Source organism: Mycobacterium sp. D16R24 (assembly GCF_002013385.1).
GTDB lineage: Bacteria > Actinomycetota > Actinomycetes > Mycobacteriales > Mycobacteriaceae > Mycobacterium.
Map to the genome: position 1 here is coordinate 162,627 of NZ_MAEV01000015.1, position 24,329 is coordinate 186,955.

26 protein-coding genes and 2 tRNA genes are annotated in these 24,329 nt (G+C 64.1%); 11 read left to right on the plus strand and 17 right to left on the minus strand.

Annotation, left to right across the window (positions count from 1 at the left end; all coding sequences use genetic code 11):
• Positions 1-273 precede the first annotated feature (273 nt).
• Positions 274-2,610, plus strand: a complete 2,337-nt coding sequence (locus B4383_RS14400) for an FdhF/YdeP family oxidoreductase (RefSeq protein WP_078291210.1) — start codon at positions 274-276, stop codon at positions 2,608-2,610.
• Positions 2,603-3,424 carry a formate dehydrogenase accessory sulfurtransferase FdhD gene (gene fdhD / locus B4383_RS14405; protein WP_078291212.1) on the plus strand — a complete coding sequence of 274 codons (822 nt, stop codon included), beginning with the start codon at positions 2,603-2,605 and terminating at the stop codon, positions 3,422-3,424. The genes B4383_RS14400 and fdhD overlap by 8 nt, the downstream gene beginning before the upstream one ends.
• Here fdhD and B4383_RS14410 read toward each other — a convergent pair.
• Entirely contained in the window at positions 3,421-4,107 is a 687-nt protein-coding gene (locus B4383_RS14410; protein ID WP_176126601.1) for a guanylate cyclase, read from the minus strand. The two genes, fdhD and B4383_RS14410, sit on opposite strands and share 4 nt — an antisense overlap.
• Positions 4,108-4,159: 52 nt before the next feature.
• Between B4383_RS14410 and B4383_RS26345 the strand changes: the two genes are divergently transcribed.
• Positions 4,160-4,321, plus strand: coding sequence for a hypothetical protein (locus B4383_RS26345; RefSeq protein ID WP_139360775.1), 162 nt, complete (start codon positions 4,160-4,162; stop codon positions 4,319-4,321).
• Positions 4,322-4,328: 7 nt separating this feature from the next.
• Here the strand turns inward: B4383_RS26345 and B4383_RS14415 are convergent, their stop codons facing one another.
• Positions 4,329-4,985: a TetR family transcriptional regulator gene (locus B4383_RS14415; protein WP_176126595.1), complete on the minus strand. Its 657-nt coding sequence runs from the start codon at positions 4,983-4,985 to the stop codon at positions 4,329-4,331.
• Between the two features lie 104 nt (positions 4,986-5,089).
• Between B4383_RS14415 and B4383_RS14420 the strand changes: the two genes are divergently transcribed.
• Genes B4383_RS14420 through B4383_RS14430 form a run of 3 tightly spaced genes read left to right on the plus strand, consistent with a single transcriptional unit; the run spans position 5,090 to position 7,603 of the window.
• Positions 5,090-6,181 (plus strand): ferredoxin reductase, encoded by a 1,092-nt coding sequence (locus tag B4383_RS14420; protein ID WP_078291217.1) that lies wholly within the window; start codon positions 5,090-5,092, stop codon positions 6,179-6,181.
• 23 nt (positions 6,182-6,204) lie between these two features.
• Positions 6,205-7,362 carry an acyl-CoA desaturase gene (locus B4383_RS14425; protein ID WP_078291219.1) on the plus strand — a complete coding sequence of 386 codons (1,158 nt, stop codon included), beginning with the start codon at positions 6,205-6,207 and terminating at the stop codon, positions 7,360-7,362.
• Positions 7,363-7,372: 10 nt separating this feature from the next.
• Complete coding sequence (locus B4383_RS14430; protein ID WP_078291221.1) at positions 7,373-7,603, plus strand: hypothetical protein; 231 nt, start codon at positions 7,373-7,375, stop codon at positions 7,601-7,603.
• A 48-nt stretch (positions 7,604-7,651) separates the two neighbouring features.
• On the opposite strand, the gene B4383_RS14435 is transcribed toward B4383_RS14430, so the two are convergent.
• From B4383_RS14435 to B4383_RS14465, 7 genes are all read right to left on the minus strand, one after another.
• Positions 7,652-8,191, minus strand: coding sequence for a GNAT family protein (locus B4383_RS14435; RefSeq protein WP_078291223.1), 540 nt, complete (start codon positions 8,189-8,191; stop codon positions 7,652-7,654).
• Between the two features lie 20 nt (positions 8,192-8,211).
• Positions 8,212-8,832, minus strand: a complete 621-nt coding sequence (locus B4383_RS14440; RefSeq protein ID WP_078291225.1) for a maleylpyruvate isomerase family mycothiol-dependent enzyme — start codon at positions 8,830-8,832, stop codon at positions 8,212-8,214.
• Between the two features lie 9 nt (positions 8,833-8,841).
• Positions 8,842-10,122 (minus strand): ATP-dependent Clp protease ATP-binding subunit ClpX, encoded by a 1,281-nt coding sequence (clpX, locus tag B4383_RS14445; protein WP_078291227.1) that lies wholly within the window; start codon positions 10,120-10,122, stop codon positions 8,842-8,844.
• A gap of 242 nt (positions 10,123-10,364) precedes the next feature.
• Complete coding sequence (locus tag B4383_RS14450) at positions 10,365-11,003, minus strand: ATP-dependent Clp protease proteolytic subunit (RefSeq protein ID WP_078291287.1); 639 nt, start codon at positions 11,001-11,003, stop codon at positions 10,365-10,367.
• 44 nt (positions 11,004-11,047) lie between these two features.
• Positions 11,048-11,641 carry an ATP-dependent Clp protease proteolytic subunit gene (locus B4383_RS14455; protein ID WP_030095101.1) on the minus strand — a complete coding sequence of 198 codons (594 nt, stop codon included), beginning with the start codon at positions 11,639-11,641 and terminating at the stop codon, positions 11,048-11,050.
• 168 nt (positions 11,642-11,809) lie between these two features.
• Entirely contained in the window at positions 11,810-13,303 is a 1,494-nt protein-coding gene (gene tig, locus B4383_RS14460) for a trigger factor (protein ID WP_078291229.1), read from the minus strand.
• Positions 13,304-13,369: 66 nt separating this feature from the next.
• Positions 13,370-13,443: transfer RNA gene (locus B4383_RS14465), tRNA-Pro, on the minus strand.
• Between the two features lie 130 nt (positions 13,444-13,573).
• Here B4383_RS14465 and B4383_RS14470 point away from each other — a divergent pair.
• The 3 genes from B4383_RS14470 to B4383_RS14480 all read left to right on the plus strand — a co-directional run bounded on the left by B4383_RS14470 (position 13,574) and on the right by B4383_RS14480 (position 15,896).
• Positions 13,574-13,647: transfer RNA gene (locus B4383_RS14470), tRNA-Gly, on the plus strand.
• Between the two features lie 259 nt (positions 13,648-13,906).
• Positions 13,907-14,992, plus strand: coding sequence for a methyltransferase (locus tag B4383_RS14475; RefSeq protein ID WP_078291231.1), 1,086 nt, complete (start codon positions 13,907-13,909; stop codon positions 14,990-14,992).
• A 25-nt stretch (positions 14,993-15,017) separates the two neighbouring features.
• Complete coding sequence (locus B4383_RS14480; RefSeq protein WP_078291289.1) at positions 15,018-15,896, plus strand: hypothetical protein; 879 nt, start codon at positions 15,018-15,020, stop codon at positions 15,894-15,896.
• A gap of 6 nt (positions 15,897-15,902) precedes the next feature.
• Here the strand turns inward: B4383_RS14480 and B4383_RS14485 are convergent, their stop codons facing one another.
• The 3 genes from B4383_RS14485 to B4383_RS14495 form a co-directional block, all read right to left on the minus strand.
• Complete coding sequence (locus tag B4383_RS14485) at positions 15,903-16,565, minus strand: TetR/AcrR family transcriptional regulator (RefSeq protein WP_078291233.1); 663 nt, start codon at positions 16,563-16,565, stop codon at positions 15,903-15,905.
• Between the two features lie 79 nt (positions 16,566-16,644).
• Positions 16,645-17,442: a DNA-formamidopyrimidine glycosylase family protein gene (locus B4383_RS14490; protein ID WP_078291235.1), complete on the minus strand. Its 798-nt coding sequence runs from the start codon at positions 17,440-17,442 to the stop codon at positions 16,645-16,647.
• Between the two features lie 6 nt (positions 17,443-17,448).
• A complete protein-coding gene (locus B4383_RS14495; RefSeq protein WP_078291237.1) occupies positions 17,449-17,928 on the minus strand; it encodes a ribose-5-phosphate isomerase in 480 nt (159 codons plus the stop codon).
• A 60-nt stretch (positions 17,929-17,988) separates the two neighbouring features.
• Here B4383_RS14495 and B4383_RS14500 point away from each other — a divergent pair, with 60 nt between their 5' ends.
• Positions 17,989-18,945: a M48 family metallopeptidase gene (locus B4383_RS14500; protein ID WP_078291239.1), complete on the plus strand. Its 957-nt coding sequence runs from the start codon at positions 17,989-17,991 to the stop codon at positions 18,943-18,945.
• On the opposite strand, the gene B4383_RS14505 is transcribed toward B4383_RS14500, so the two are convergent.
• Positions 18,942-19,559, minus strand: coding sequence for a DsbA family protein (locus B4383_RS14505; protein ID WP_078291241.1), 618 nt, complete (start codon positions 19,557-19,559; stop codon positions 18,942-18,944). The genes B4383_RS14500 and B4383_RS14505 overlap by 4 nt on opposite strands.
• Before the next feature lie 117 nt (positions 19,560-19,676).
• On the opposite strand from B4383_RS14505, the gene pepN reads away from it, so the two are divergent.
• The gene (gene pepN / locus B4383_RS14510) at positions 19,677-22,238 is read left to right on the plus strand and encodes an aminopeptidase N (RefSeq protein ID WP_078291243.1); all 2,562 of its coding nucleotides are present in this window, start codon (positions 19,677-19,679) and stop codon (positions 22,236-22,238) included.
• A gap of 54 nt (positions 22,239-22,292) precedes the next feature.
• On the opposite strand, the gene B4383_RS14515 is transcribed toward pepN, so the two are convergent.
• The 4 genes from B4383_RS14515 to B4383_RS14530 all read right to left on the minus strand — a co-directional run.
• Complete coding sequence (locus B4383_RS14515; RefSeq protein WP_078291245.1) at positions 22,293-23,162, minus strand: type IV toxin-antitoxin system AbiEi family antitoxin; 870 nt, start codon at positions 23,160-23,162, stop codon at positions 22,293-22,295.
• 135 nt (positions 23,163-23,297) lie between these two features.
• The gene (locus tag B4383_RS14520) at positions 23,298-23,765 is read right to left on the minus strand and encodes a DUF5130 domain-containing protein (protein WP_078291247.1); all 468 of its coding nucleotides are present in this window, start codon (positions 23,763-23,765) and stop codon (positions 23,298-23,300) included.
• On the minus strand, positions 23,752-24,018 hold the full coding sequence (locus tag B4383_RS14525) for a hypothetical protein (protein WP_078291291.1): 267 nt from the start codon (positions 24,016-24,018) through the stop codon (positions 23,752-23,754). The genes B4383_RS14520 and B4383_RS14525 overlap by 14 nt, the downstream gene beginning before the upstream one ends.
• A 31-nt stretch (positions 24,019-24,049) precedes the next feature.
• Positions 24,050-24,329, minus strand: a 280-nt coding sequence (locus B4383_RS14530; protein WP_139360777.1) for an HNH endonuclease, incomplete at its 5' end; no start/stop codon positions are given.

Genomic DNA, 24,329 nt, shown 5'->3' on the forward strand with positions numbered 1-24,329 from the left:
AGCAGAGTTTTCTGTCACTCTCGGTACCGATTATTGCACTTTCACACCGCTGACCTTGACGAGGGCATACCCGCGGGCGTGAAACTTGACACGTGTCGAGTCGCCACCTGCGGCCTGGCCTGTGCCGTTACCTCACTACCCGCCAGTAGACGTGAGGCAAATCACAAGGATGGGCCAAGCATCTGCTTGGTTGCCTCTCTAAGCCGCCACCCCAGGACCAGCATTCGGGGGTTGTGGCACCCAGACGCCCCCCACAGGGCCAGAATGAGAACTATGACCGGACACCGGATACCGACGGTTGTTCAACGCACAGAACACGAACCGGGCGAGAACGGCGAACCCCACATTGACGTCACCGGAGCCAAGGACGTTGCCGCGGGGATGACCGCTGTCGGCGTTTCCCTGCAACGCGGTTTCGAGCAAATGGGGCCATTGCGCACCGCCGCGACGCTGGCCAAGCTGAATCAACGCCACGGTTTTGACTGCCCAGGTTGCGCATGGCCCGAAACCCCGGGTCACCGCAAACTTGCTGAGTTCTGCGAGAACGGGGCCAAAGCGGTTGCGGAAGAGGCGACTAAGCGCACAGTCACCCCGGCATTTTTTGCCCAGCACTCCGTGGAGGAACTCCGCGAGCTGCCCGAATACTGGCTCAGCCAGCAAGGTCGGCTGACCCACCCGATGGTGCTGCGCCCGGGCGAATCGCACTACCGGCCGATTGATTGGGACGACGCGTACGAGCTCATCGCCAACGAGATCAAGGCCACCACCGACCCGGATCGCCTAGTTTTCTACACTTCGGGGCGCACCAGCAACGAGGCCGCATTCTGCTACCAGCTACTGGTCCGCAGCCTGGGCACCAACAACTTGCCCGACTGTTCCAACATGTGCCACGAGTCGTCGGGCACCGCGCTGACGGACTCCATCGGCATCGGTAAGGGCTCGGTATCGGTGCCCGATATCGAGCACGCCGACGTCATTCTCATCGCCGGCCAGAATCCCGGTACCAACCATCCCCGCATGCTTTCGGTGTTGGAGAAGGCTAAAGCCAACGGCGCCAAGATCATTGCCGTCAACCCACTCCCCGAGGCCGGGCTGCTCCGATTCAAGGACCCGCAGAAGGTCAACGGCGTGATCGGCCACGGCGTGGCGATCGCCGACGAGTTCGTGCAGATTCGGCTCGGTGGCGATATGGCGCTCTTCGCAGGGCTGGGCCGGCTGCTACTGGAGGCCGAAGACGCCAACCCCGGGAGCATCGTCGACCGGCAGTTCATCGATGAGCATTGCGCGGGCTACGAGGAATGGGCCGCGCGGACGCGGACGGTCGACTGGGAAACCGTCACGCGGGCAACGGGTATCGACATGGCCCAGTTGAAGACGGTTGCCACACTCTTAGCCGAATCGAAGCGCACCATCTTCTGCTGGGCCATGGGCCTCACCCAGCATCGGCACGCGGTTGCCACCATCGGCGAAGCGACGAATCTGCTGCTGATGCGCGGCATGATCGGCAAGCCCGGTGCGGGAGTGTGCCCTGTGCGCGGTCACTCAAACGTCCAGGGCGACCGCACCATGGGCATCTGGGAAAAGATGCCCGAAACCTTCCTGGCCGCACTGGATTCCGAGTTCGGAATCACCACCCCCCGCAAGCACGGATTCGACACGGTTGACGCGATCCGGGCCATGCGGGACGGCAAGGTCTCGGTGTTCATCGGCATGGGCGGCAACTTCGCGTCGGCCACCCCCGACACTGCCGTCACCGAGGCCGCACTACGCAATTGCGCACTGACCGTTCAGATCTCCACCAAACTTAACCGCAGTCACCTCGTGAATGGACGCACTGCAATCATCCTGCCCACCCTCGGACGCACCGACAGGGACATCCAAGAATCCGGTAAACAGCTTGTTTCCGTGGAGGATTCGATGTCCATGGTGCATCTGTCGCGCGGCAGCCTGCATCCACCGAGCACGGTGCTGCGCAGCGAGGTCGCCATCGTCTGCCAACTGGCTGGCGCCATCCTGGGGCCCCGGCACCCCGTGCCGTGGGGGCGGTTTATCGACGACTACGACACCATCCGCGATGCCATCTCACGGGTGGTGCCCGGATGCGCCGATTACAACACCAAGGTCCGCCAGCCGGATGGGTTCGCGCTGCCGCACCCGCCTCGCGACGAGCGCCAGTTCCCAACCAACACAGGTAAGGCCAACTTCTCGGTGGCACCGTTGGAGTGGGTGCCGGTGCCCCCGGGGCGGTTGGTGCTGCAGACACTGCGCAGCCATGACCAGTACAACACCACCATCTACGGCCTGGACGACCGTTACCGAGGCGTCAAGGGCGGCCGCCGGGTGGTTTTCGTCAACCCGGAAGATCTTGCGGCATTCGGGTTGACCGAGGGCGCGCGGGTTGATCTGGTATCTGAGTACCCGGGCGCTAACGGGGGGCTTGAAGAGCGCCGAGCCGAGGACTTTCTCCTGGTGCCGTACTCCACCCCGCGAGGCAACGCCGCCGCCTACTATCCGGAGACCAATCCGCTTGTGCCCCTTGACCATGTCGCCGAAAGATCCAACACCCCGGTGTCGAAGGCGATCGTGATTCGATTGGTGGCCCGTGGGTAGGGTCACCGACAACCGCAAGATCCGGCGTATCGAGGGTGTCGGACGAGGCGATCGCAGCGAGACGCTCGTCGTCGAGGAACCCCTGGAAATTCGGGTGAATGGGCGCGCGGTGGCCGTCACCATGCGCACCCCCGGATCGGATGTCGAACTCACCCAAGGGTTCCTGCTCACCGAGGGTGTCATCTCCAGCCGCGATGACCTGCTGACCGTGCGCTACTGCCAGGGCAACGGACCCGGCGGCCTGAACACCTACAACGTGCTGGATGTCACCCTGGCACCCGGGGTTCCCGCACCCGACCCGGCGGTGACGAGGAACTTCTACACCACCTCCTCCTGCGGCGTCTGCGGTAAGGGCTCACTGGAGGCGGTGCGCACCATCAGCCGCTTCTCCCCCGGCGACGACCCCTCCACCATCGACTCGCACACCCTGGTGGGCCTGCCCGACAAACTTCGTTCAGCACAAAAGGTTTTCGCCACGACCGGTGGGCTTCATGCCGCCGCACTGTTCACCGTGGACGGAACCGTGCTGGCGGTGCGCGAAGACATCGGCCGGCATAACGCGGTGGACAAGGTGATCGGGTGGGCTCTCGAGAGCGGCCGTGTGCCTCTCACCGCGACCGTGCTGCTGGTCAGTGGGCGGGCCTCCTTCGAGCTGGCTCAGAAGGCAACCATGGCAGGTATTCCCATCCTGGCCGCGGTGTCGGCGCCGTCCTCGTTGGCCGTGGACCTGGCAGCGCAGTCGGGAATGACGCTCGTCGCCTTCCTGCGCGAAGACAGCATGAACGTCTACACCCGGATGGATCGAGTCATCTAACCCTCCGGCACCTCAACAGCGATCTCCCTGCCCAGGGAGTAACCCACCGCCATCGGCAAGTCGTCGCCACTCCAGAACGATCCCGGGTCGAAGTAGTTCGAGCGCTTCTCGGTGACGAGCAACCCCATCTCCTCGAGCGTGATCGCCACCGCCTCGGCGCAGAACGCTGTCTCCAACCCGGCCTGCCGTTGCTTTGTGATGTCCCTCTCGGCCACCTCGCGAACCTTCTTATGCACAAAGGGCAGTCCGCGGGTGAGGTCGCTGACCGTGGGAAGCCGTCCCCGCATCCAGCGACCGGTCAGTCGTGCGGTGGCCGGAAACGGCGTCCCGTCCATCCTGGCCACCACGCGTAGTGCGGCGTTCTCCTGCTCACGGGTTACCCGCGGGCTCAGCTGCCGCAGCCAGCACCGTTGTCCATACACGTGTGCCCATCGCTCGATCGCCGCGCGCGCATCGTGCAGTTGCACTCCCCGGTGGTTATCGCCAGTCCATACGTCGGTGAGTTTGTTGCCCAGTTCGGCATGCCACATGAGCGGCGGCAGATCGTCGATCGCCACCGTCATGCCGACGTGGTTGACCGGGCTGTTCGACAACGTCTGGATGAGTCGATCGGGGCCCGAACGTCCGCGGAACACCCAGATGTCACCGGTGCGCGTCGCATCGAGTGCCTCATCGATCGACACGGCCCGACCATCATCACGCAAGCGGCTCATCCCCGCACCGTAACCTGGAGCGATGGCCAACATGTGGAAGTGGCTCGGGCTCGCCGGGGCCGTCGGGGTGGCAGCAGGGGGCGTGCTGGTCGTGCGCGATCAACGCAAACGCGAGGCGTACACGGTGGATGAGATCCGCGACCGGCTGCATCAGCGACTCGGCGACGCGGAGCGCCGCGACTAGCGAGCTCTTACTGGGAGCGCCAGTTCTGCAGGCCTACAAAGGCCATCGTCAGCGCGCTGGTGGCGTTCTCGACCACGTCGTCGGTCTCGGCGTCGGGCTGCACCAACTCGGCGACCGCGTTGGCGGCGATCGACAAAATCAGGTTGGCCGCCGTCGTGAGGTCGGCGGAATCCCACAGGCGCATCTGGTCGCGGCGCGCCAGATCAATCGCCAGCTCCCCCGCGAGCAGCCGCATCTCGATGTTCACCGCCCGCCGCACCTCGGTGGGTGCGGTGTACCGCTCGGTGACAACAAACCGCAGCTGATCGGGGTTTTCCTGCACCTGCTCGGCAAGGATCCGCATGGCCTCCGCCAATGACGCCGGTTCACGTCGCCGGATTTCCCGCGCGATACCCCGCGCTATGCGCATCCCTTCCTCGGCCAACGCGACGCCCAGGTCATCCAGCGACGAGAAGTGGCGATAGAAGGCCGTCGGCGAGATCCCCGCTCTACGGGCCACATCGCGCAGGCTGAGCCCTGAGAAGGCCTGGGTTCGTGAAAGTTCGAGAGCCGCCTCAATCAGCGAGGTGCGGGTGCGCAGTTTCTGCTCACCCCGAACCGATTCGCGCCGCGTGGAGACACCCGAATGCGGTCCCCGCTCACGACGACTGGTCATAGCGGTCACTGTATCGCTGTGATGACCGACACGGTGATTACGGCTTGACTGAGAGGGGGCATATTGGTTCACACTTTCAGTGTACATTCGTTAACCTAACGGAGGGAGTTCGAATGACATTTCTAACCAAAGCCACCCGACGCATCCTGACCCCCGAGTCATCCCTGGGCCGGCTGCTGACAGCCGCACTCACCCCGCACGCGGTCGACCGGTATCTCGAGCTCGTCGACCCGATGATCACCTGGGAAGAGGCTCGCGCCCGTGTCGTTCGCGTGCAGCGCCGCACCACCCGATCGGTGACCTTGACACTACGCACAACCCGCCAGTTCAAGGGCTTTCGAGCAGGTCAGTTCGTCCAGCTGGGGGTCGTGATCGACGGCGTTCGTCATGTCCGGTGCTTCTCGCCGTCCTGTGCCGACGACGCCCGCGGCATCATCGAGCTGACCATCGCCCGACGGCCCGACGGCCTGGTCTCGAACCATCTGTACAAGCACGCCGCAGTCGGCGATGTGTACAGCATCACCCCGGCCACGGGCAGCTTCACCCTGCCCGAGCCGCGCCCGGCGCAGACGCTGCTCATCGCGGGCGGTAGTGGGATTACACCTGTGCTCTCAATGGCACGAAGCCTTGTCGGCAATGGGTATCCGGGCACCCTCGCGGTCCTCTACTACGCCCCACATGCCGACGAGAACCCGTATGCGCGCGAGCTGTCCGAGCTGGGCGAGCTGCCCTCGGTCACGGTCCACATGGAGTACACACGTGAAGGCGGCGAATACTTCAGCGCAGAGAAGCTACAGGCAGTCGCTCCGTGGCACGCCGATGGCCAGACTTTCCTGTGTGGCCCGCCTTCCCTGCACGAAGCGGTGGGCGCGCTGTACGCCGAGCGTGGAATCTCCGATCGCCTGCACACCGAGGAGTTCACTCTCACCACGTCGGGCACCACCGGAGAGGCCGGGGGCGTGCTGCGATTCGCCACCTCCGACATCACCGCCGAAAACGACGGCCGATCCATCCTCGAACAGGCCGAAGCGGCCGGTCTTCAGCCCGAGTTCGGCTGCCGGATGGGTATCTGCTTCTCCTGCTCGGCGGTGAAGACATCCGGATGCACCCGGAACCTGCGCACCGGCGACGAGAACGACGACCCCGACCAGCACATCCAGCTCTGCATCACCGCCCCCGTCGGCGACGTCTCGATCAACCTCTAATAGACCTCAAGGAGAGCAGCCAGATGCCAAGCAACGAAATCACCATCAACGCAGCAGATGTCGAGGCACTCGGCAAGGAGTTGGACGAACTGCGCTCCCGCGTGGTCGCCGATCTGGGCGACCGCGACCGCGAGTACATCTACTCCATCATCAAGACCCAGCGCGGCTGCGAGCTCGCCGGGCGCGGCCTGATGTACCTAGGGTTCATCCCGCCGGTCTGGCTCGCGGCGGTGGGCGCGTTGTCAGTGTCGAAGATCCTCGACAACATGGAGATCGGGCACAACGTCATGCACGGCCAGTACGACTGGATGCGCGAAAAGGGCCTCAATTCAAGGGAATTCGAGTGGGACACGGTGTGCCCCGCCGATCAGTGGCGACATTCGCACAACTACATGCACCACACCTTCACCAATGTCGTCGATATGGATCGCGATATCGGCTACGGCATCCTGCGGATGGCGCCCGAGCAGAAGTGGAACCCGTACTACCTGGGGAACATCGCCTGGGCAACGGCATTGATGCTGCTGTTCGAGTGGGGTGTCATGGTGCACGACCTGGAGGTCGAGAACATCCTCAAGGGCAAGCGCAAGTGGTACGACGTCAAGACACTCGTCAAGGGCATGTGGCGTAAGGCGGGAAAACAGGTCCTCAAGGACTACGTGGTTTACCCGGCGCTGACCGGCCCGCTGTTCCCGATCACCTTCCTCGGTAATGCATCCGCCAACCTGATACGCAATATCTGGACGTTCTCGATCATCTTCTGCGGGCACTTTCCGTCCGGCGTACAGACATTCAGCAAGGAGGAGACCGCGGACGAAACGCGCGGCGAGTGGTACGTCCGCCAGCTGCTCGGCTCCGCGAACATCGAGGGCAGCAGGCTGTTCCACATCATGAGCGGCAACCTGTCGCACCAGATCGAACACCACCTGTTCCCCGACCTACCCGCCAACCGCTACCCAGAGATCGCACCCGAGGTCCGGGAGCTGTGCCAGAAGTACGGACTGCCGTACAACTCCGGTGGCTTCTTCCAACAGATCTCCTCGACGTGGAAGAAGATCGCGCGCCTGTCCCTGCCCAACGGCTGGTTCGGTGGCGAGCCGGAACTCGTCGTGCGCATCGATCGAGAGAAGCGGCCCGAGGTCGTGGTGGTTGACGAGCGCGGCGAGCTGGTAGACGCGTAGGTTAGGTGTCGTGGTGAGCAAGTTCGAACGCAATAAGGACCTGGCCCAAGAGGTCGTGTCGTCGACCGCTGAGCACGTGGGTGAGATCGCCAAGATCATCACCAACGCGGTGGTGGATGTCACCCGACAGCTCGGCGAGATCGCCACGGACGCCTTCGAGATGCGTGAGGCGGCCCAGCGCGCTGAGCAGGACAGCGCTCGGTCCGTTGCGGACGCCGACGAGGATCCGGCTACACGCTGATTGGTCGACGACTGGGCGCCACGTTCTGCTCTGCGGAGAACGTGGCGCTCAGTCGGAGGCTTCTCGCCAGTCGGCGGCAGTGATGGTGAAGTAGACGTAATCCTCCAGCGCGCCGTTGATCTCCCGCTTCTGGCGGTGATGCTCGTGGGCACCGATCTTGGCGAGCGCACGCTGCGACCGCAGATTGTCCGCGGCCACATGGAACCACACCAGGTCGGCGTTGATGAACGCGTAATCCAGCATGAGCGTCTTGAGCTCAGCGTTCACCGTGCCGCCCCAGTATTCACGGGTGATGAACGTGTACCCGATCGCGACCTCGCGCTTGTCCGGATCCCACTCGTAAAACCGAGAAGAGCCGATCATCTCCCCGGTGGAATGATCGATGATGACAAGCGATTTCGCGGCGAGGGCCTCCACAAACCACTTCTCGAAGACCGGCCGCTGGTGACGGTCCGCGCTTGGGTGTTGCGCCCAAATGAGCCGATCGCTGGCAGCCCGGTACAGCGGCTCAAGGTCGTCGTCTTCCAACGGACGCAGGGTGAGCGTTGGCCCCTCTAGCGTCGGTTGGCTCATGAACTCGGTGGACATCACTACAAGCTTACGAGGGTTTACGAAATATGTTGCGCCAGGGTCGATTTACCCGAGCCATCGAGATCTGCGAGAGCGCAGGGACGTGCGGCCATCGCCATCAGCAGCGCCTCGGCGGGTCCGGTGACCTCGGGCCCGCTCCCCCGTGACCAGTCGAGGTCGGTAGCCACGAGCCGCACGCCACGGGCGCGCAGCGCGCCCCGTACCGGCGGTGCCCACCGCGCGAAATCCATGGCGACGCGCATCCGTTCCCCCGGAATCTCGCGCGGGATCCCCAGCGGGCGACGGATGTCCTGTTGATGGACGATGCCGTCCAATAGGGCAATCCGGCAGCCAAATCCCGATGTCAGAGAGCGCGGCGTCTCCGAGGCGCGGACCATCGCCAGCAGCTGCTCGGGGGTTGGGTTCGCGAGTTCGGTGAGGCGGTTGGCGTTGATGCGGTTCGGATTGAAGCCGCCCTTGACGACGCGGGGAAAGAACTCGATACCACTGAGATCCTCGTACCCGATCATGTGCGCCACCACGTCACGCACCCGCCATTTCGTACACAGGGATGGCGCATCCCACTGTTCCGGAGTAAGCCCGGCCAAGAGGTTGGCAAGATCGATACGTTCAGCCCGCGCCAAGGCTATGGCGCTCATCGCGACGAACTAGGCGCTCTTATCGCGCCGTTCGGCACGCGAGGGCTTGCGCGGCACGATCGTCGGCAGCACGTTGTCGATGACGGTCTCCCCAGTCACCACGACCTTGGCGACGTCGTCGCGGCTCGGAATGTCGTACATCACCGGCTGCAGCACTTCCTCCATGATGGCGCGCAGACCGCGGGCGCCTGTGCCACGGTGGATGGCCTGATCGGCGATGGCTTCCAGCGCATCCTGGCTGAATTCCAGCTCGACACCGTCCATGTCGAAGAGGCGGGTGTACTGCTTCACCAACGCGTTCTTCGGTTCGGACAGGATCGTAATCAGCGATTCCCGGTCCAAGTTGGTCACCGAGGCGACAATCGGCAGACGGCCGATGAACTCGGGGATGAGACCGAACTTGATCAGGTCCTCGGGCATGACCTCGGCGAAGTGGTCGGTGGTGTCGATATCGGCCTTCGACTTGACCTCGGCACCAAAGCCCAGGCCGCGCTTGCCGACACGATCCGACACGATCTTCTCCAGGCCCGCGAACGCACCGGCCACGATGAAGAGCACGTTGGTGGTGTCAATCTGGATGAACTCCTGGTGCGGGTGCTTGCGGCCGCCCTGCGGGGGCACCGAAGCCTGCGTGCCCTCCAGGATCTTCAGCAGCGCCTGCTGCACGCCCTCACCGGAGACGTCGCGGGTGATGGACGGGTTCTCGCTCTTGCGGGCGATCTTGTCGACCTCGTCGATGTAGATGATGCCGGTCTCGGCACGCTTCACGTCGTAGTCGGCCGCCTGAATCAGCTTGAGGAGAATGTTCTCCACATCCTCGCCGACGTAGCCGGCCTCGGTGAGGGCGGTGGCGTCGGCGATGGCGAACGGCACATTGAGCATCTTGGCCAGCGTCTGGGCCAGGTAGGTCTTGCCGCAGCCGGTAGGTCCGAGCATCAAGATATTGGATTTGGCCAGCTCAACGGTCTCACCGCGGGCATCGCGGGCCTTGTCTCCGGCCTGGATGCGCTTGTAGTGGTTGTAAACGGCGACGGCGAGGGTCTTCTTCGCGTTGTCCTGGCCGATGACGTAGTTCTCCAGGAACTCGCGGATCTCCACGGGTTTGGGAAGCTCATCGAGCTTGACGTCGTCGGCGTCGGCCAGTTCCTCTTCGATGATCTCGTTGCAGAGGTCGATGCATTCATCGCATATGTACACGCCGGGGCCGGCGATAAGCTTCTTAACCTGCTTCTGGCTCTTTCCGCAGAACGAGCATTTCAGCAGGTCGCCGCCGTCTCCGATACGTGCCATGGTGGCCAGTCCTACTTCCTGTCACACGGTGGTGGATCGTGGTGTCAACACGTCCGCTGACCTGTTGGTCCCGACGCTACCCGCTATACCGGACACCCCGCGACCGATAAACCGAATAGCACCGACGGCATTTACGCCCTGCCGTGCTGGAGAACATATCGCCTCACACCGACCTGGGCCGCCGATGACGCGCACCGAGGACCGGTGTGTTGCAACTGTTATCCGGACCTGCCGCCCGGCAGCTACGAGGCTGCCTGCGCGGAAAGCTTGCGGTACTCCAGGACGACGTCGATGATCCCGTACTCCTTGGCCTCCTCGGCCGTGAAGATCTTGTCGCGGTCGGTGTCCTTACGAATGACCTCTTCGCTCTTGCCGGTGTGCCGCGACAGCGTGGTCTCCTGCAGCACGCGCATGCGCTCGATCTCCTTGGCCTGGATCTCCAGGTCGGTGAACTGCCCCTGAATAACACCGGACAGCGAGGGCTGGTGGATCAGCACGCGGGCGTTGGGCAGCGCCATCCGCTTGCCCGGGGTGCCGGCCGCGAGCAGCACGGCCGCAGCCGAGGCTGCCTGGCCCAGCACCACGGTGCGGATGTCCGAGCGGACGTACTGCATGGTGTCGTAGATCGCCATCAAGGAGGTGAAGGAGCCACCCGGGGAGTTGATGTACATGGTGATCTCACGATCGGGATCCAGCGACTCCAGCACCAGCAGCTGGGCCATGATGTCGTTGGCCGAGGCGTCGTCCACCTGCACGCCGAGGAAGATGATGCGCTCTTCGAACAGCTTGTTGTAGGGGTTGGACTCCTTGACACCGAAGCTCGAGTGCTCGATGAACGAGGGCAGGATGTACCGGGCTTGGGGTGCCAGTTGCGATGACACGCTTGCGTGAAGAGCGTCCGAATCTAGGTTGAGGTGCTTCGAGATCACTTGGAGGCTCCCTTGCTGCCGTTGAGATTGCCGCGGGTGATGATCTTGTCGACGAACCCGTACTCCAGTGCCTCTGCCGCGGTGAACCAGCGGTCACGGTCCGAATCGGTCTCGATCTGTTCCACACTCTTGCCGGTGAATTCAGCATTGAGGCGGAACATTTCCTTCTTGATGACCGTGAACTGCTCGGCCTGGATAGCGATATCGGAGGCGCTACCCGTCACACCACCGAGGGGCTGGTGCATCAGGATCCGGGCGTGCGGCAGCGCGTGCCGCTTGCCTTTGGTGCCCGCCGCGAGCAGGAACTCGCCCATCGATGCCGCCATGCCCATCGCGTAGGTGGCGATATCGCACTCGGACAGCTCCATGGTGTCGAAGATCGCCATGCCGGCGCTGATCGACCCACCCGGTGAGTTGATGTACAGGTGGATGTCCTTGGTGGGGTCCTCGGCCGTCAGCAGCAGAATCTGCGCGCACAGCTTGTTGGCGATGTCGTCGTCCACCTGCTGGCCCAGGAAAATGATGCGCTCGGAGAGCAGGCGCTCATACACCGAGTCGATGAGGTTGAGCCCGGCTGTCGCCGAACGCATTTCAGTCACTGTGCAACCTGCCTTCGTCTAGCACTTCGGGATTTCGCTTGAGAACCAATTCCGTGTACTGCCGACATTAACCAACATCGGCGGCTGCGCACTCCCCACAACGGGCGAGTTCGCTCAGAGCGTGATGTTCCTCGCCTCAATGGCTCATCACGTCGTCAGTTAGGCGTCTGCGGCTTCCCCGGCGTCGTCCTTGCTCTTCTTCTTGGCTTTCTTCTCGGACTTTTCGGACTTGTCTTCCTTTTCGGACTTGTCTTCGTCCTTGCCCTTCTTCTTGCCCTTGTCCACGCTCTCCTCGGCGGCTGTATCTGCGCCGGCCTCGTCGGCCCCGCCGCGACGCGGCCCCAGCACGGCGTCGACGTCGACATCGGCGCCGGTGGAGTCGGTCACCTTGGCCTGACGGATGACCTCGGCGATGGCCTTACCGCGGCGCACGTCGACGTACAGGCCGGGCAGCTGCTGCTGCTGGGTCAGGTACTGCACCAGCTGCTGCGGCTCAATGCCGTACTGACGCGACATGAGGACCAGACGCTCGGTGAGGTCCTGCTGGTCGACGTTGATGTCGAACTTGTCGGCGATCACATCGAGCAGCAGCTCGGTCTTGATGGACTTGGTCGCGGACTCACGCAGGTCCTTGTCGAACTCTTCACGCGAGGTGCCCTGCTCCTCGAGCAGTTCGTTGAGCTTCTCCTCGTTGTGGTCCAGACCGTGAACGGCCTCGTGCAGGCTGTTGCCGATCTGCTCCTCGAGGATCTTCTCGGGCACCGGGATCTCGACCGTGGCGAGCAGCGCAGTGATGGTCTCATCGCGGATCTCGTCGGCCTGCGCGATGCGCTTGCGCCCCTTCACCTGCTCGGTGAGGCTGTCCTTGAGCTCGCCGATGGTGTCGAACTCGCTTGCCAGCTGGGCGAAGTCGTCGTCGGCGGCGGGAAGCTCGCGCTCCTTGATCGACCCGACCTTGACGGTGACCTCAGCGTCCTGTCCGGCGAACTCACCGGCGGCCAGCTTGGTGGTGAACATCTTCTCCTCGCCGACCTTCAGGCCGATGATGGCCTCATCCAGGCCGTCAATCAGCTGTCCGGAGCCGATCTCGTGGGACAGACCGGTGGTCGCGGCATCCTCGACCTCCTTGCCGTCCACGGTGGCCGACAGGTCGATCGACACGAAGTCGCCGTCCTCGGCGGCACGTTCGACACCCTTGAGGGTCCCGAACCGCGCACGCAGCGAGTCCAGCTCGGCGTCGACCTCGGAGTCCTCAACAGTGACGGGCTCGACAGTGACTGCGACGGTGCTCAGGTCGGGCAGCTCGATCTCGGGACGCACATCCACCTCGGCGGTGAAGGTCAGCTCCTGGCCGTCCTCGATCTTGGTGACCTCAATCTCCGGCTGCCCGAGCGGCTTGACGTCAGAAGCGGTGACGGCCTCGCTGTAGCGGCCCGGAAGCGCCGAGTTGACGACCTGCTCCAGCACGGCGGCCCGGCCGACGCGCGCCTCGAGCAGCTTGGCGGGGGCCTTACCCGGACGGAAACCGGGCAGCCGGACCTGCTGGGCCAGCTCCTTGTACGCCTTGGAAAAATCTGGTTCGAGCTCTGCGAAGGGAACCTCGACGTTGATGCGAACCCGGGTCGGGCTCAGCTTTTCGACGGTGCTCTTCACGTGCAGTGCTCCTTTATAGTTCGCGGCAGATCGTCGTGACCTGCGGTTCTTCGTGCTGTCATGCTGTCGGGGTGACAGGATTTGAACCTGCGACCCTCCGCTCCCAAAGCGGATGCGCTACCAAGCTGCGCTACACCCCGTCGAACCTGCGTCCACACTTCCGGCAAGACGAAGCGATCTTACGGCCTCACCATGCAACGGTATGAATTGGATTTGATCCGCCCCGGCGCTGTACATTCGTCAGCGCGTGCGGGACAACCTCGCACGCATGCGGGTGTAGCTCAATGGTAGAGCCCTAGTCTTCCAAACTAGCTACGCGGGTTCGATTCCCGTCACCCGCTCCAAGGAACCGCCTGGTAGATAGAGTTTTTCCAGGTCGAACGGATATTTGGGCCAGTACGCCATCCCGGGTTTGATCCCGCTCGGGCCGTATCGACACCGAAGACGCGTACGAAGTCGTCGGCTGCGCGAGCGATCAGAAACGATCTCCGCAATCGCTGCGAGTTTCCTCACCGATCGCGCCTCCGAACCAGAATTCCCGATAGGTGAGCGCCTTTCCAAGCCTGATTGCTTAGCAGCGCCGGATGCCGCTAGATTGCGCCGATGCCCTCCCGCGTACCGCCCGCTCGAATAGTCCGCGTGATCGAACGATTCCGCCACCGCCTGAACAGGATCCATAGGCGGTCCGTTCCCGCCCCGGTGGCCCTGCTGGAAATGATCTTCACCGCCTGGTCTGCCCAAGGGCTCGTCGTCGCGTGCCAACTCCACGTCGCTGATGCACTGGCTGATGGCCCCCTGACCATTGATGAGCTGGCCAAACGGGTGGGTGCAGACCCAGCCGCACTGGGACGCCTGCTACGCGCACTCATCGGTGAGGGCATATTCACCCAAACCCGCGACGGCAGGTACGCGCTCAACGCGATGGCCGAACCTCTCCGTTCGGATGCGGAGGTTTCCGTGGCAGCGATGGCACGGTTCGTCGGCTCCCGTCAGCATCGCGAGCACTGGAGCCACCTCGTCGATGCCATCAGGACGGGCGAGCCCGTCGTTCCCACACTGCGCGGGATGGACACTTTTGAGTATTTCACCGCAGAACCCGAGCTTGGCCAGGTCTTCAACGAGGCGATGACGAGCATTTCGGAGTTCGCGCTCGCTCCCACGATTTCGGCCTACGACTTCACGCCTTTCCCCACCATCGTCGACGTCGGCGGGGGTCACGGCCGATTGCTATCGGCCGTCCTCGGCACATCGCCCCAAGCGACGGGTGTGCTATACGACCGGCCGGAGGTGGTGGCGTCGGCACCGGAACTGTTGAGCAGGTATGGGGTTCGCGATCGGGTGCAGATACTCTCCGGGTCATTCTTTGAGGGCGCGCCTACCGGCGGCGATCTGTACATACTCAAAAACATCATTCACGACTGGCCGGACGCGAGTGCCCTCAACATCCTGCAAAACATCCGCGTCGCCGCTGAACGCGGCGCCACACTGCTGCTGGTGGAGACCGTCATCCCCGACCACGATCGCGAGTTCGCCGGTAAGTGGACCGATATGGAGATGCTGCTCACGTTAGGAGCATGCGAGCGCACTGCCGGGGAGTACCAGACCCTGCTCAAGCGGGCCGGTTTCCAGATGACCCGGGTCGTCCCGACCGCGTCACCATTTAGTCTTGTCGAGGCCAAAGTCGAGTAGTCAGACCACCAGTACCGTGGGTGCCATGGAAATCATCCTGGGCCTGCTTCTCCTCGGCGTGATCGTCGGTGGCGCGATCATCTACACACAGGGGTCGAGCCGCCGCCGTGGCGACCAACTCGAGGACGCCAAGGCCGACGCCCGCCGCCTCACCGAACGCCTCGGCGGACAGGTACTGGGCCTGACCGGCAACGACGATGCTTCCCGCCAGGCGCTCGCCGATGCCTCCGAGCGCTTCACCGCCGCATCCTCGGCCATCGAGCAGGCCCGGACCCCGGCACAGGCAACGCTGGCCAAGGAAAGCGCCATCGAGGGGCTGTACTACGTCCGGGCAGCCCGCCTCGCCATGGGCATGGATCCCGGACCCGAGCTCCCCTCCACCACCGGACAAAGCAAGGCTGGCTCCGTCAGCGAGGAACGGCGCATTAACTTCGAAGGGCGCGAGATCGAGGCCTCCCCGGAGCCCTCCGGCCGCACACCCAACTACTACCCCGGCGGCACGGTCGCCGGGCGACCGGTTCCCGCCGGCTGGTACTCCGAGCCGTGGTGGAAGCCCGCGCTCGTGGCGGGCGCATGGGGTGTGGGTTCGGCGCTGCTGTTCAACTCGCTCTTCTCCGGTATGCACGGCGTCGGATACGGCGCCTCCGGCTTCGAAAGTGGTTTCGGCCAAGGCTATTCGGACGGATATGACGCCGGGGTGAATGCCGGGAACGACGGCGGCGCGGACCAAGCCGGCTGGGATCAAGGTGCAGGCGGGGCCGACCAAGGGGGCTGGGACCAGGGCGGCTCCGGTTGGGACCAGAGCGGCGGTGGCTGGGACCAAGGCGGTGGCAGCGCTTGGGACGGCGGCGGCTGGGATGGTGGCGGCGGTGGCGACTTCGGCGGCGACTTCGGAGACTTCTAGGGGCGTCTACCGCGCGTCGAGCGGCACATTCGGAGTAAGCAAGATGGGTGCGAACGTCTCGCGCGCCAGCGCACGTACCTCTTCGGTGTTGCCGAGGTCAATGGTTGTCGTGGGCGCAGCGAGATATCCCAGCACCAAGTGGATCAAGACGTCGACCTGCCGTTTCGAATCTCCCGGCGGGATACGCCCTTCCTCCCGCATCTGATCGATCTGGGACGTGAGATAGTGTCGCGCCAGTTCGATTGGCGCCGGGTCTCCCTGCGTGATTGCTTCTATCGCAGTCATCCTGGCCACGATTGAATCACCGCGCAGCAGAGGATGATTCACAACTTCGATACAGACGGCGAACCCCTCAGCCACCCGCTCGTCAATGCCGTCAAAACCGCCCGCACGCTCTTGTAGCTCGTCCAGGAACTTTCGCATTTCTTGGGCAAGCGCCCTCTCGAACAACTGGTCTTTACTCGAGAAACGCCGAAATACCGTGGCACGGCCCACTTTCGCCCGCCGCGCCACTTCGTCAATGGTCGCGGACTGGGTGCCCCGCTCCGCGAGCACCTCGATGGCCGCGTCCAGCAATCGGGTGTCAATGTCGTCAGGTTCCGGGTGCGAACCAAGTCCACGAACAGCGCGCGCGAAAAGTTTTCCCAACGGCGCGCCCGGTCTTGTCACGCAATCTCCTACGCTGTACCTGGTACATGGTGTCCCACTTGGCCCACTCTAGCAACATCACACGTCACCGCAGCTGTCATCAGCCTATTTGACATGAAGGACACCAGAACAAGTTTCGCGCATCCATCTCCGCTGTGAGGATTGGCGTGCCGCACACCCGACAGGGCGCACCCGCCCGGCGATACACGTAGGTGCGGGGGCGGTCCGGTGCGTACGACGGGTCACCATGGTCGAATTCGGCATCGACCGTGACGATCTTTCCGACCCGCAGTCCGACGCGCATTCTGTCCACCAGGTCGCCCCAGAGCGCCGAGAGCTCGCCGGGATCCAGCCGGGCGCCCTCCCGGTACGGGTCGATCCGCTGACGGAACAGCACCTCGCTGCGGTAGACATTGCCCACACCGGCGATGATCTTCTGGTCCATCAGCAGTGCACCGATTGGCCTGCGCGACTTCGTGATCCGCTCGAACGCTAAGGCCGGGTCGGACCTGGGGCGCAGTGGGTCGGGGCCGAGGCGAGCCAGGATCGCATCGACCTGTGGGGCGTCAATGAGCTCACACGCCGTCGCGCCGCGCAGATCGGTCCCAAACTGCGCTCCCTCGATACGCATCCGCACCTGCCCTACGGGAAGACCCATCGGGACCGGCAGCTCGGTGAAGGTGCCGTACAGCCCTAGGTGAACATGCACCACACCGGCTGAGCCGTAATCGTGGAACAGGTGCTTGCCCCAGGCATGCGCCTTCACGAGGGTGCGCCCGCTGACCGCGGCCGCACCTTCGGTGAACCGGCCCTGCGGACTACTGACAGACACCGGCGAACCGGCGAACCGGCGCTGGTGCAGCCGGGCCAACCGGTGCAGGGTATGCCCCTCCGGCACAGACGTTTACGCGTCGGCGCCCGGTACCGGCGGCGCCTCGTGGGTGGCCTCGTACTCGGCCAGAATGTCGATGCGGCGCTGGTGCCGCGGCTCCTCCGACCACTTGGCTGCCAGGAACGCGTCCACGATGGCGAGCGCCTCGGGCACGGTGTGCATGCGTCCACCGATGCCGATCAGCTGCGCATTGTTGTGCTCGCGTGCCAGCACCGCAGTCTCCAGGCTCCACGCCAGCGCACAGCGGGCACCCGGGACCTTGTTGGCGGCGATCTGCTCACCGTTACCCGAACCACCGAGCACGATGCCGAGGCTGTCCGGATCGGCGACGGTGCGCCGCGCGGTATCGATGCAGAACGCCGGGTAGTCGTCCTGCGGATCCAGTTCAAAGGCACCGCAGTCCACCGGATCATGGCCGCGACCACGAAGGTGCTCGATGATCTTCTGCTTCAACTCGTATCCGGCGTGATCGGCTCCCACATAGACGCGCATGCCCCAATTGTGACAGTCGCGTTGTGCCAGGTTGCCCCGTGGTCGGTTACCGTGGCGCGCATGTACCCGGTCGGACTGCCCCAGTACACCTATCCCCCACGTCGACATCCCTGGGAGATCGGGTTGCTCGTCGTCGTGATCCTGTTCACAGTGCTGCTCTACATCGGCGCGATTTTCGGCATCATCGGATATCTCGCCGACCCCGAGCACGTCCAGCTGAACATCATCATCGTCGCGCTGGCCGCCACTCCGCTGACCTTGTTCCTCGGTCGAGGCATCCTCTACGGGCAGCAGCGGGTGAACGGCGTCAAGATGTCCCCCACCCAGTTCCCCGAGGGGTACGCGATGGTCGTCGAAGCAGCGCAGCGCTTCGGCCTGCAGGAGCTGCCCGACGCCTATGTCGTACTGGGCAACGGCCAGATCAACGCCTTCGCCAGCGGCCATGGCTTCCGCCGGTTCGTCGTCGTCTACAGCGACCTATTCGAGATCGGTGGCGAAGCGCGTGATCCGGAGGCACTGGCCTTCATCATCGGCCACGAGGTCGGTCACATCGCCGCCGGGCACGCGTCCTACTGGCGGCAGTTCGCCCAGACCGCGATGAACTTCGTCCCGTTCCTCGGCACCTCGCTGTCGCGCTCCATGGAGTACACCGCAGACAACCACGGATACGCCATGCGCCCCACCGGTATTCAGGGCGCCATCGGCGTCATGGCGGCTGGCAAGTATCTGCTCAAGCGCGTCGAGTTCGACACCCTGGCCAACCGGGCCACCCTGGAGACAGGCTTCTTCGTGTGGCTGGTCAACATGCTGTCGAGCCACCCCGTGCACACCTGGCGCGCAGCCGCGTTGCGGAATCGGCAGCAGGCCGGGTCGTTGTTCTTCCGGCCCCAGCTGCTGCCGCCGACTCCCATTCCTCCGGTGCCGCCGGTGCTACCGCCCGCGCCGCCGCCGATCGCCCACGGCTACCTGCCGCCTCATCAGGCGTACACATTCGGCAATCCGCCCCCGCGTTATTAGTCGAACGTCGGCGCCTCGGTGCGCGTGCGCTTGAGCTCGAAGAAGTACGGGTACGAGGCAAAGATCACCGACGCATCCCACAGCTTCCCGGCCTCTTCGCCGCGCGGGATCTTGGAGATCACCGGGCCGAAGAAGGCCACACCGTTGACGTGGATCGTCGGAGTACCGACATCCGGGCCCACCTTGTCCATACCGGCGTGGTGGCTGACACGCAGTGCGTCGTCGTACTCGGTGGACTCGGCGGCGTCGGCCAGCTCGGCCGGCAGGCCCACCTCGGCCAGCGACTCGGCGATGACCGCCGGAAGGTCCTTGTTGTCCTGGTTGTGAATCCGGGTACCCATGGCGGTGTACAGCGGCTCCAGGATCTCCGGGCCTTTGGCCTGCTCGGCGGCGATGGCCACCCGCACCGGTCCCCAGGCCGTTTTCATGAGTTCCTGGTAACGCTCCGGCAGGTTATCGCGTCCCTCGTTGAGGACGGCCAGGCTCATCACCCGGAACTTCACGTCGATATCGCGAACTTTCTGGACCTCCAGAATCCACCGCGAGGTGATCCAGCACCACGGACACAGCGGGTCGAACCAGAACTCGGCGAGGTCCTTCTTGTCTGCAGACATAACGCGCCTTTCGGATGTGATGTGGCCGGCCTAAAGGGGGACGTCTAACCCAACTCACGATCCTGCCCCCGTGTTCCCATCCCGCACGAATGACCGTCTACCGGCTACGTTGGGTACGTGGCACTTCCCAACCTCACCCGTGACCAGGCCGCGGCCCGAGCCGCTGCGATCGACGTCCAGCACTACGCGATCACCCTCGACCTCACCGATGGTCAGGGCGGTCCCAGCGAAGAAACCTTCCACTCATCGACCACTGTCACCTTCACGGCGCAGCCGGGGGCCTCTACGGTCATCGACATCGCCGCCCGCACGGTGCGGCGCGTCGAGCTCAACGGCGTCGAGATCGACGTCAGCGGGTACGACGAGGAGAACGGCATCACGCTGCCGGAGCTGGCTGCCGCCAACACCGTGGTGGTGGAAGCCGATTTCGAGTACTCGCACACCGGTGAGGGTTTGCACCGCTTCGTGGATCCGGTCGACGACGAGGTGTACCTCTACTCCCAGTTCGAGACCGCCGATGCCAAACGGATGTTCGCCAGCTTCGACCAGCCCGACCTCAAGGCCACCTTCGATGTCACGGTGACCGCCCCGGCCCATTGGCAGGTGATCTCCAACGGTGCGCCACTGTCGGTGGCCGACGGCGTGCACACCTTCGCGACCACCGCGAAGATGAGCACCTACCTGGTGGCGCTGATCGCCGGTCCCTACGCGCGATGGAACGACGTGTATTCCGATGACCACGGCACCATCGATCTGGGCATCTATTGCCGCGCCTCGCTATCGGAGTTCATGGACGCCGATCGGCTGTTCACCGAGACCAAGCAGGGATTCAGCTTCTACCATAAGAACTTTGGCACCCCGTACGCCTTCGGAAAGTACGACCAGCTGTTCGTCCCCGAATTCAACGCGGGTGCCATGGAGAACGCCGGAGCGGTGACCTTCCTGGAGGACTACGTCTTCCGGAGCAAGGTCACCAAGTATTCCTATGAGCGCCGCGCCGAGACCGTGCTGCACGAGATGGCGCACATGTGGTTCGGCGACCTGGTCACCATGCGCTGGTGGGATGACTTGTGGCTCAACGAGTCCTTCGCGACGTTCGCCTCGGTGCTGTGCCAGGCGGAGGCCACCGAGTACACCGAGGCGTGGACCACCTTCGCCAACGTCGAGAAGTCATGGGCGTATCGCCAGGACCAGCTGCCGTCGACCCACCCGGTCGCCGCCGATATCCCGGACCTGGCGGCTGTCGAGGTGAACTTCGACGGCATCACCTACGCCAAGGGCGCCAGCGTGCTCAAACAGCTTGTGGCGTATGTCGGTTTGGAGAACTTCCTGTCGGGCCTGCGCGCGTATTTCACGGCGCACGCGTTCGGTAACGCGACGTTCGACGATCTGCTGGGCGCCCTGGAGGAGGCCTCGGGGCGCGACCTGTCGGACTGGGGCACACAGTGGCTCAAGACCACCGGGCTCAATACGTTGTCACCTGGCTTCGAGGTGGACAGCGACGGGAAATTTACGCGTTTCGCCGTCAAACAGTCCGGGGCGGCCCCGGGCGCCGGCGAGACGCGGGTGCACCGGCTCGCCGTCGGGATCTATGACGACGTGGACGGCAAGCTGGTCCGCGTACACCGCGAAGAGTTGGACGTCGAAGGACCGTCGACGGATGTTCCCGCGTTGCAGGGTGTCTCCCGCGGCAAGCTGATTCTGGTCAACGACGACGATCTGACGTACTGCTCCCTGCGGCTCGATGACGAGTCACTGGAAACCGTGCTGTCACGGGTGGCCGATATCGCCGACCCGTTGCCACGCACGCTGGCGTGGTCGGCGGCCTGGGAGATGACGCGCGAGGCGGAGCTGCGAGCGCGTGATTTCGTGGCGCTAGTGTCCTCCGGCGTGCACGCCGAGTCCGAAGTCGGTGTGGCGCAACGCCTGCTGCTGCAGGCACAGACGGCGTTGAGCTCCTATGTGGAACCCGAGTGGGCGCGCGAGCACGGCTGGCCGGCCTTCGCCGACCGGCTGCTGGAGCTGGCGCGTGGCGCCGGGCCGGGCTCGGATCATCAGCTGGCTTTCGTGAACGCCTTCACCACCTCGGTGTTGTCGGCAGGACATACCGTCGTGTTGCAGGCGCTGCTGGACTCCGATCCGGCATCGCTGGACCTGCCCGGCCTGACGGTCGACACCGACCTGCGGTGGCGAATCGTGAACGCGCTGGCGGCCTCCGGGGCACTGGAGCCCGACGCTTCGGTGTTCATCGATGCGGAGCTGGAGCGCGACCAGACCGCGGCGGGTAAGCGTCAAGCGGCCCAGGCTCGTGCGGCCCGTCCGGTCGCCGAGGTGAAAAAGGCCGCGTGGAAGCAGGTCATCGAGGATGACGCGCTGCCGAACACCACCGCGCGTTCGGTGATCGCGGGAATCGTGCAGCCCGGACAGGCCGCGCTGCTGGCGCCGTTCTCGGGTCGCTACTTCGATGTCATCGAGAATGTGTGGGCACGGCGTTCCAGCGAGGTGGCCCAGACCGTGGTGATCGGCCTGTACCCCTCGTGGGACATCTCGCAGCATGCTATCGAGTCGGCAGACGGCTTCTTGGCCAAGGAGATTCCGTCGGCGCTGCGCCGTCTGGTTTCCGAGGGGCGCGCCGGGATCGTCAGGTCACTGCAGGCCCGCGAGTTCGACGCCCAATAGGAGGGCTCCCTTCGCACGCTCCCTCGTGCCGAGTGCATACCAGGCGCAGGCCTTTCACGCGATTCGTCTGCGTACGGTATGCACTCGGCGAGCGAGGGCTTCCCGCACTCGTCGAATGATGTCGTCGGGGTGGTCCTCGGCGACCACTCTGACAATCAGCCAGCCCAGACCTTCGAGCATCTCCAGCCGCTGGATGTCCTTCACGTACTGTCGGCGGTTGCTGCGGTGGTGATCTCCGTCGTATTCGACGCCGACCATGACGTCCTCCCAGCCCATGTCGACGTATGCGAGTGGAACGAAATCGCCGTTGTGCACCAGGATCTGCGTGGTAGGGCGCGGCAGCCCAGCCCGAATCAGTAGCAATCGGAGCCAGGTCTCCTTCGGCGACTGCGCACCGGGATCCACCAAATCGAGCGCCGCCCTTGCCCTTTGTATTCCGCGCCGGCCCCTGTAGCGCTCGGCGAGGCGTAGCGCCTCGGCGGTCGTAAGCCCGGTTGCCCGGCACAACGCATCGACAGCGGGCACCACATAAGCGTCCGGGTACCGACCCGCCAGATCGAGTGCAGTACGAGCTGGAGTCGTGACGCACATACCGCGAACAATGCACACCTCGTCGGCGGGAAGGACGGATCGAAGGGTGACTACACCCGATTCACGGCGTCGGTTGTGGCCGTCGACAATCTCCGCTGGCCGAGAGGGATCGATCCATTGCGCACCGAGCAGCGCTGCCGCCGAGAACCCGGCGAGCACACCACGACGACGCGAGCGAAGCCAGGCGGCCTCCGCACGGATCGTCGGTGTTATCACGATGCCTCGCGGAATGTAGACATCCTTATGCCAAGCCACATAGTTGGTGATCAGTGCGTGCCGGGTCAGTAGACCTGCACGAAGCGCTTCACTTCCGAGAAAAGCCCCGCTCCCCATCACGGAAGCATGCAACAGACGTCCGACAACTCACCGAACGCATACCAGGTGCATGAAATTCAGCCAGTTGACCTGCACCAGGTATGCACTCGAGGCAAGGACATACGCGGGGAACAGCGCGAGGAGAACGAAAGGTCAGGGGCGCGCGATCGCGGCGCTTATTACGCGCACCGCACTGATGATCCCGTCGAGCAGGTTGCCTTCCTTGAACGACGCCACGGCAGCAGCCACACCAAGGTCGGCGGCCGACTCGGCACCGCGCCCCTTGAGTCCCTCGCCGTAGACGACCTCAACCACATGCTGGTTGGGCGAAACAGCGATCAGCACGGCCTCATCCGGCGTCGGCACCTTGAGGAACACCTCCCGCGCACCGGCAGCGGTATCCGAGCCCAGGTCGCCGATGTACACCGAGAACCTCGCCTTCGACTGACGAGACCCGTAGGTCAGGGCGTCGTCGAGCGTCGCCAGCTCGTAGTTGGGGAACGGAAATTCAACCGACAGCGCGCCCGGCTCGGTAACACCCGAGATGCGTCCGCTGATGGTCTCGGCCCAGCCGCGCGGCAATTCGGCGGGAGCAGTCTTGGTGACCTCACCACTTGCCACTTGCGGACCCTCCAATCGCCTCGGCGCCAGCATGCCCATGACCGTGGCCGTGCCCATGGGCATCGCCAACGTTTTCGTCGACTGCGGCCCACAGGATCGGGGCGTGCGTCCAGCCGTCGTTCATGTTGTAGGTCGCGGGGTGCGGCCCCTTCTTACGCATCGTCCAGAGTCCGACGAGCACGAAGAAGACCGGCGTGATCAGGGCTACCCAGACCGGCATCCCGATGTATGTGGGGCTGTTGAGAAAGCTCACGATGCAAACCGTAGCCGACCGCGCCGGGAACTCACGCCGCACCCTCCCCTAGATATCGCACCCATGCCGGGTCGAGTTCCTTGACCGACGACAGCAGTCGCCAGTGTTGCCCCTTGGGCGGCATCGGCGTGGTGTGAAGCGACCAGCCCAGCTCCGACAGCATCCGGTCCGCCTTGCGGTGATTACACGACGAACAGCAGGCCACGCAGTTCTCCCAGGAGTGCGTGCCGCCCTTGCTGCGCGGGATGACATGGTCGATGGTGTCGGCGCGTCCACCGCAGTACGCACAGCGGAACCGGTCGCGATGCATT

Excerpts from the sequence above, each read along its gene's own strand:
- B4383_RS14400 (WP_078291210.1), top strand. The coding sequence starts at position 274 with ATGACCGGACACCGGATACCGACGGTTGTTCAACGCACAGAACACGAA.
- B4383_RS26345 (WP_139360775.1), top strand. The coding sequence starts at position 4,160 with ATGGCCAACATGTGGAAGTGGCTCGGGCTCGCCGGGGCCGTCGGGGTG.
- B4383_RS14420 (WP_078291217.1), top strand. The coding sequence starts at position 5,090 with ATGACATTTCTAACCAAAGCCACCCGACGCATCCTGACCCCCGAGTCA.
- B4383_RS14425 (WP_078291219.1), top strand. The coding sequence starts at position 6,205 with ATGCCAAGCAACGAAATCACCATCAACGCAGCAGATGTCGAGGCACTC.
- B4383_RS14435 (WP_078291223.1), bottom strand. The coding sequence starts at position 8,191 with ATGTCCACCGAGTTCATGAGCCAACCGACGCTAGAGGGGCCAACGCTC.
- B4383_RS14440 (WP_078291225.1), bottom strand. The coding sequence starts at position 8,832 with ATGAGCGCCATAGCCTTGGCGCGGGCTGAACGTATCGATCTTGCCAAC.
- clpX (WP_078291227.1), bottom strand. The coding sequence starts at position 10,122 with ATGGCACGTATCGGAGACGGCGGCGACCTGCTGAAATGCTCGTTCTGC.
- B4383_RS14455 (WP_030095101.1), bottom strand. The coding sequence starts at position 11,641 with ATGCGTTCGGCGACAGCCGGGCTCAACCTCATCGACTCGGTGTATGAG.
- B4383_RS14475 (WP_078291231.1), top strand. The coding sequence starts at position 13,907 with ATGCCCTCCCGCGTACCGCCCGCTCGAATAGTCCGCGTGATCGAACGA.
- B4383_RS14480 (WP_078291289.1), top strand. The coding sequence starts at position 15,018 with ATGGAAATCATCCTGGGCCTGCTTCTCCTCGGCGTGATCGTCGGTGGC.
- B4383_RS14495 (WP_078291237.1), bottom strand. The coding sequence starts at position 17,928 with ATGCGCGTCTATGTGGGAGCCGATCACGCCGGATACGAGTTGAAGCAG.
- B4383_RS14500 (WP_078291239.1), top strand. The coding sequence starts at position 17,989 with ATGTACCCGGTCGGACTGCCCCAGTACACCTATCCCCCACGTCGACAT.
- B4383_RS14505 (WP_078291241.1), bottom strand. The coding sequence starts at position 19,559 with ATGTCTGCAGACAAGAAGGACCTCGCCGAGTTCTGGTTCGACCCGCTG.
- B4383_RS14515 (WP_078291245.1), bottom strand. The coding sequence starts at position 23,162 with ATGGGGAGCGGGGCTTTTCTCGGAAGTGAAGCGCTTCGTGCAGGTCTA.